The organism is Roseateles sp. (assembly GCF_036404855.1).
Taxonomy (GTDB): Bacteria; Pseudomonadota; Gammaproteobacteria; order Burkholderiales; family Burkholderiaceae_C; genus Pelomonas.
On the sequence record NZ_DASWYS010000032.1, the window covers coordinates 1 to 5,712 of the forward strand.

Annotated in this window: 10 protein-coding genes; 9 read left to right on the forward strand and 1 reads right to left on the reverse strand. The window is 70.2% G+C overall.

All coding sequences use genetic code 11. The features are described from left to right. The 9 genes from VGF12_RS01930 to VGF12_RS01970 all read left to right on the forward strand — a co-directional run. Positions 1-1,165, forward strand: a 1,165-nt coding sequence (locus tag VGF12_RS01930; protein WP_331174360.1) for a PLP-dependent aminotransferase family protein, incomplete at its 5' end; no start/stop codon positions are given. A gap of 111 nt (positions 1,166-1,276) precedes the next feature. Next, on the forward strand, positions 1,277-1,990 hold the full coding sequence (locus VGF12_RS01935) for a PEP-CTERM sorting domain-containing protein (RefSeq protein WP_331174361.1): 714 nt from the start codon (positions 1,277-1,279) through the stop codon (positions 1,988-1,990). Then, positions 1,983-2,279 carry a DUF6916 family protein gene (locus VGF12_RS01940; RefSeq protein WP_331174362.1) on the forward strand — a complete coding sequence of 99 codons (297 nt, stop codon included), beginning with the start codon at positions 1,983-1,985 and terminating at the stop codon, positions 2,277-2,279. Before VGF12_RS01935 ends, VGF12_RS01940 begins: the two co-directional genes overlap by 8 nt. Positions 2,280-2,288: 9 nt before the next feature. Continuing rightward, positions 2,289-2,804, forward strand: a complete 516-nt coding sequence (locus tag VGF12_RS01945) for a phage tail protein (RefSeq protein ID WP_331174363.1) — start codon at positions 2,289-2,291, stop codon at positions 2,802-2,804. A gap of 14 nt (positions 2,805-2,818) precedes the next feature. After that, positions 2,819-3,319, forward strand: a complete 501-nt coding sequence (locus VGF12_RS01950) for a phage tail protein (protein WP_331174364.1) — start codon at positions 2,819-2,821, stop codon at positions 3,317-3,319. 10 nt (positions 3,320-3,329) lie between these two features. Beyond that, a complete protein-coding gene (locus VGF12_RS01955) occupies positions 3,330-3,851 on the forward strand; it encodes a phage tail protein (RefSeq protein WP_331174365.1) in 522 nt (173 codons plus the stop codon). A gap of 10 nt (positions 3,852-3,861) precedes the next feature. After that, positions 3,862-4,362, forward strand: coding sequence for a GNAT family N-acetyltransferase (locus tag VGF12_RS01960; protein ID WP_331174366.1), 501 nt, complete (start codon positions 3,862-3,864; stop codon positions 4,360-4,362). After that, positions 4,359-4,727 (forward strand): DUF6916 family protein, encoded by a 369-nt coding sequence (locus VGF12_RS01965; RefSeq protein WP_331174367.1) that lies wholly within the window; start codon positions 4,359-4,361, stop codon positions 4,725-4,727. Before VGF12_RS01960 ends, VGF12_RS01965 begins: the two co-directional genes overlap by 4 nt. A gap of 98 nt (positions 4,728-4,825) precedes the next feature. Beyond that, a complete protein-coding gene (locus VGF12_RS01970) occupies positions 4,826-5,428 on the forward strand; it encodes a response regulator (protein ID WP_331174368.1) in 603 nt (200 codons plus the stop codon). A 1-nt stretch (position 5,429) separates the two neighbouring features. Here VGF12_RS01970 and VGF12_RS01975 read toward each other — a convergent pair. Continuing rightward, positions 5,430-5,712 (reverse strand): hypothetical protein (locus VGF12_RS01975; protein WP_331174369.1); only part of this gene is annotated, 283 nt, incomplete at its 5' end.

Sequence of the window (5,712 nt, forward strand, 5' to 3'; positions counted from 1 at the left end):
CACCCCCGTGCCGCGCCAGGCGCCGATGGACGCGACTGCGCTGATCCGCGGCATGTTCGAAGCCGACGCCGCGCGCTCGCCCGGCCTGGGCACACTGCCGGCTGACTGGCTGGACCCGACGCTGCTGCAGTCCGCGCTGCGCCGGCTCAACACGGCCGACGCGCTGGCGGTGCAGGTCAGCTACGGCGACCCGAACGGCGACGCCCGGCTGCGCGCGGCGCTGGCGCAGCGGCTGGACGACCTCGGGATCCACGCCAATCCGGCCCACATCCTGACGACCAACGGCGCCACGCATGCGCTGGACCTCATCATCCGCACCCAGCTGCAGCCCGGCGACGCCGTGCTCGTCGACGACCCGGGCTGGGCCATCATTTTCGCGCGCCTCACGCAGGCCGGCATCCGGCTGCTGCCGGTGCCGCGCGCCAGCCAGGGCGCGCAGGGGCCTGACCTGGACGTGCTCGCCGCACTGGCGGCCCAGCACGCACCCCGCGCCTACCTGACCGTGTCGGTGCTGCACAACCCCACCGGCCACAGCCTCAATCTGGCCACGGCGCACAAGCTGCTGCGCCTGGCCGACGAGCACGATTTCTTCATCGTCGAAGACGACAGCTACGGCTTCCTCGCGCCTGAGCACCTGCCGCGCCTGGCAGCCCTGGATGGGCTGCGCCGCGTGATCTACGTGTCGGGTTTCTCCAAGGTGCTGACGCCGGCCTGGCGCGTCGGCTACCTGGCCGCCTCGCCCGAGCGCCTGCGCGCGCTGACCGATACCAAGCTGCTGGACGGCCTGACCAGCTCGCCGGTGCTGGAGCGGGCCGCCGCGCTGTGCCTGGAGCAGGGCCGGTTGCGCCGCCATGCCCAGCGCCTGCGCGAGCGGCTGGCCACGGCGCGCCAGCGCATCGCGACCCTGGCCACCAAGCACGGCTTTGAATGGGCCGCACCACCGGATGGCCTGTTCGGCTGGCTGGACGTCGGCGTCGACACCGAGCGCCTGGCCCAGCCGCTCCTGGACGCCGGCTGGCTGATCGCGCCCGGCGCCCTCTTCAGCGCCACGCGCCGCCCGGGCTCGCTGATGCGCATCAACATGGCCACCTCGCAGGACCCCGCCTTCTGGCGCGCGCTGCGGGCCGCCGTGGACGACATCCGCAGTCCGATGCCCTCTCCCTAGTCCTCCCTAGTTTCTCCCCCCTCATTCACGGGACAGGCCACTGGCGCCCGGCTCCGGCGACGAGTCCACTCGGCACTCGGCTCATGCCAGGGAGGGTTTATGCGGTTCGCTTTGTCCCCCGTTCGCAGCCTCTGCGCTGCCACTGCCGGTGCGTTGCTGGCCATGTGCTCGCTGTCGGCGCACGCGGCGTTCGCCAGCGACATCACGCTCAAGCTGATCGCCCCGGGCGGCATCAACGATGGCAGCTCCATCGACACCACGCCCGTCAGCGCGCAGCAGACCGTGGCCCTGGCGGACCTCGTCAACGGCGTGCACGCCGGCGACGGCGGCGCCATCGGCTCTGGCTGGATGCTGGACGGCGAGAAGGTCTTCTTCGAAGACGACAGCATCAAGCTGCGCGTGGGCGTCGGCAACGACACCACCGGCGGGGTCTACACGACGGGCTATCTGGGCCTGGGCGGCAGCCACGCCCTCTATCAGTTCGACGGCCTCAGCATCGTCGGCAAGACCATCGTGGGCGTGAGCCTCTTCGCCTGGGACGGCTTCGGCACCACCGACGCCGGCACCGGCAGCGGCCTGGGCAATCCGGCCGTGCTGGGCAGCCTGGCCCACTTCATCGATGGCGACACCGTCACCTTCGACCTCGACACGCTGGAGATCGCCGCGCGCATCGCCGGCAGCAGCAACAACTTCGCCGAGTTCCGCATCCAGCTCATCACGCGGGACAACGGCACCGGTCCCGGCAACGAGTTGCCCGAGCCGGCCACGCTGGCGCTGTTCGCGCTCGCGGCGATGGGCGCCCGGGTGGCGCGGCGCCGTGCCTGACGGTGCGCTCACGCTGGCGTGCTTCGAGCCGCTGGTCGGTAGCGAGTTCTCGCTGCGGCTGGACGACGCGGCCGAACTGCCGGCCCGGCTGATCGAGGCTCGTGCCGGCCTGGGCGCCGGCGCGGCGGGTCGCCAGCCCTTCTGCCTGACCTTCCAGGCGCCGGCCGATCCGGCCCTGCCGCAGCGCATCTACCGGCTCGAGCATCCGCAGCTCGACGCGATGGACCTCTTCCTCGTGCCGGTGGCCCGCTCGGCCGCCGGTCTGCACTACGAAGCCGTGTTCGGCTAGGAGACGCTCATGGCCACTCCCTTCCTCGGCGAACTCAAGTTGATTGGCTTTACCTTCCCGCCCAAGGGCTGGGCGTTCTGCAACGGCCAGTTGCTGCCGATCAACCAGAACCAGGCCCTGTTCTCGCTGCTGGGCACCACCTACGGCGGCGATGGCCGGGTGAACTTTGCGCTGCCCGACCTGCGCGGTCGCGCGCCGCTGCACTACGGCGGCAATGAAGGCATCGTGCTCGGCCAGCGGGCAGGCAGCACGGCGGTGACGCTGACGGGCTCGAACCTGCCTGCCCACACGCACACGCTGACGGCGACCAGCGACCTCGCCAATGCCAGCGTGCCGGGCGGTGCGGTGCCGGCCGCCAAACCCCGCGGGGGCATGAACCGCTACGCCCCGGTGGGCAACGACACGGTGATGAGCGCCGGCTCGCTCGCCTCCGCCGGCGGCAGCCAGGCCCACTCCAACATGCAGCCCAGCCTGACCATGAATTGGGTCATATCGCTGGTGGGCATCTTCCCCAGCCGCAACTGAACGAGGAGACCGCCATGTCCGATCCCTTTGTGGGCGAGATCCGCCTCTTTGCCGGCAACTTCGCGCCGACCGGCTGGGCGTTCTGCCAAGGCCAGTTGCTGCCCATTGCCGAGAACGACGTGCTCTTCACCCTGATCGGCACGATCTACGGTGGCGATGGCCAGTCCACCTTCGCGCTGCCCAACCTGGCCGGCCGCATCCCCATGCACGTGGGCCCGGGATACGTCCAGGGCGAGCTGCTTGGCAGCGAGACCGTCACGCTGACCGCTGCCCAGATTCCGCAGCACACGCACGCCATGCATGCCAGCACGAGCACGGCTGACGGCACGACGCCCGGCGGGGCCCTGCTCGCCGGCACCAGCGTCCCCAGCTACGACACGGGTCCCGGGACCACGGCCATGGCCGCGGGCGCCATCGGCCCGGCCGGGGGCTCGCAGCCGCACGAGAACATGGCGCCGACGCTGACGGTGAACTACATCATCTCGCTGTTCGGCATCTTCCCGTCGCAGAACTGAGGAGCGTGACATGTCCACCCCCTTCCTCGCCGAGATCCGTGTCATGCCCTACAACTTCGCCCCCCAGGGCTGGGCGCAGTGCGATGGCCAGTTGATGCCCATCAGCCAGAACACTGCCCTGTTCTCGCTGCTGGGCACCAACTATGGCGGCGACGGTCGCACCACGTTCGGGCTGCCCAACCTCAGTGGCAAGTTCGCCATGAGCTCGGGCCAGGGCCCCGGGCTCAGCCCCCGCACGGTGGGCGAAAGCGTCGGGCAGGGCAACGTCTCGCTGCTCGTCAGCGAGATGCCTGCCCATGGCCACGCCTTGATGGCCGGCGTCGCCCCCCTCTCCACCAGCCCGGCCGGCAATGTGATGGCGCCGACCGCGGTCGGCGGCGGCAACGTCTACCGCGCGCCCGGCGCAGCTGCCCCCATGGCCGGCGTTGCGATCAGCGCCGCCGGCGCCGGTCTCCCGCACGAGAACCGCCAGCCCTATCTAGCGCTGAACTTCTGCATCGCGCTTCAGGGCATCTTCCCGTCGCGCAACTAGAGCCCCGGCCATGGATTACCGCCTGCGCCCGGCGACGCCGGCCGACGAGGCTTCGCAGCTGGCCATCTACGCAAGCACGCGCGCCGACGAACTGGCGCTGACCGGCTGGCCCGTCGAGCAGTGCGAAGCCTTCGTGCGCCACCAGCACGCCGCGCAGCAGCAGCACTACCGTCACCACTTCCCGGACTCGCGCTGCCACCTCATCTTGGTCGACGGCGACACGGTGGCAGGCCGGCTCTGGCTGGATGAACGCCCTGACCGTGTACACGTCCTGGACATCGCGCTGCTGCCCGCCTGGCGCTCCCGGGGCCTGGGCACGCGTTGCCTGCAGGCGCTGGCCGCAACGGCCGACGGCCGCCCACTGAGCATCCACGTCGAGACGCACAACCCCGCCCGGCGGCTCTACGAGCGGCTGGGCTTCGTCGCCGATGGCGCACCGCATGGCCTCTACCAGGCCATGGTCAGGCCCGTCGGCGCCTGCCATTCGCAACCCGAGGAGTGCCTGCCGTGATCAACAAGCGCGATTTCCTGAAGAGCGGTGGCGCCGTGATCGCCGCCAGTGCCGGCACGACGGCCTCGCTGGCCGCGGTGCGGCCCAGCCTCGGCGCCCAGGCCGGGCTCGCCAGTTGGCAGGCCCATGTCGGCCAACGTTTCGATGTCGACGGCCATGTCGTCACATTGCAGGCCGCGAGCGCCTGTCCCGGCCGCCAGTCGGGCGAGCAGTTCAGCCTGCATTTCGCCGGTGCATTGCCGGCCGGCATGGGCGACACCATCCATGCCCTAACCCACGAAGGCAGCGGCACCCAGCCCCTTTACCTGGCACGCACACCCGAGGGCCTGCGGGCCGATTTTTGCCGCCTGCACGCTGACAAATAGTTCTCGCTCCCACCGGGGTTCTTCGGCGCCCTGACACATCGCTGCATGCAGAATCCGCGTCGCTTGGCGGCACCGCGGCCGCGGCATCCGATGTGGACATGCGCGATTCCCTGAAATTTCTCGTTGTTGACCCTCTGGCCGGCGTGCAGACCTTTGCGCGGCAGATGCTGCTGGGTTACGGCTTTGCGGTCGACAACATCCTCTGCTGCGCCGACCCCGACACGGCCCTGATTCAGGGCCTGGTCTTCAAGCCCCACTTCCTGGTCACGGACTGGTTCCCCAAGTCGGCGCTCACCGGCATCCAGCTCTGCCAGCGCCTGCGCGAGGAACAGCCGTCGCTGCACCTGTCGCTGCTGAGCTTCGATTGGACGCCGGAGCACCAGGCCGTGGCCAAGGCCCATGGTGCCCGCTTCCTGCTCAGGAAGCCCTTCACCGCCGAGCAGTTCAGGGCCGAGATGACGCGGTCTCTCGAGGCGCTGGCCTGGAAGACGTCCGGCCCGGCACAGGACGCGAAGCACAGCACCCGCCCCCTGGCGCGACCGATGCTGCCGCCCCAGCTCGTCGTCAAGCCCGGGGACCAGGTCCGCTTCAACGGCGGCCTGCACGTGGCCCAGCATGTCGTGCACCGCAACGGCGGGACGGTGGTTCAGCTCAAGGGACAGAGCAGCTTCGTGCCGCTCGACAAGCTGCAGCCGGCCTGATTCAGATCGCCACGACCAGCCCCATCAGCAGGGGATAGGGCAAGGCCACCGTCGGACGCAGGGCGCTCTTCAGGTATTGCGTCAGCAGCGCCAGGCCATGCGGCCGACGCGCCAGCCACTCGCCGTGCAATTGCATCGCGACCACGCCCTCGCCCGCCTTCAGGCCTGCCTCGACGACGAGCAGCCGCTCGCCCAGACGGCCCTGGAAGGTCTTGAGCACGGCCTCCTGAAGCCACAGCAGTGCCAGCAGCGACAGCGCCAGCCCGTTGTCGGGGACCAGCACC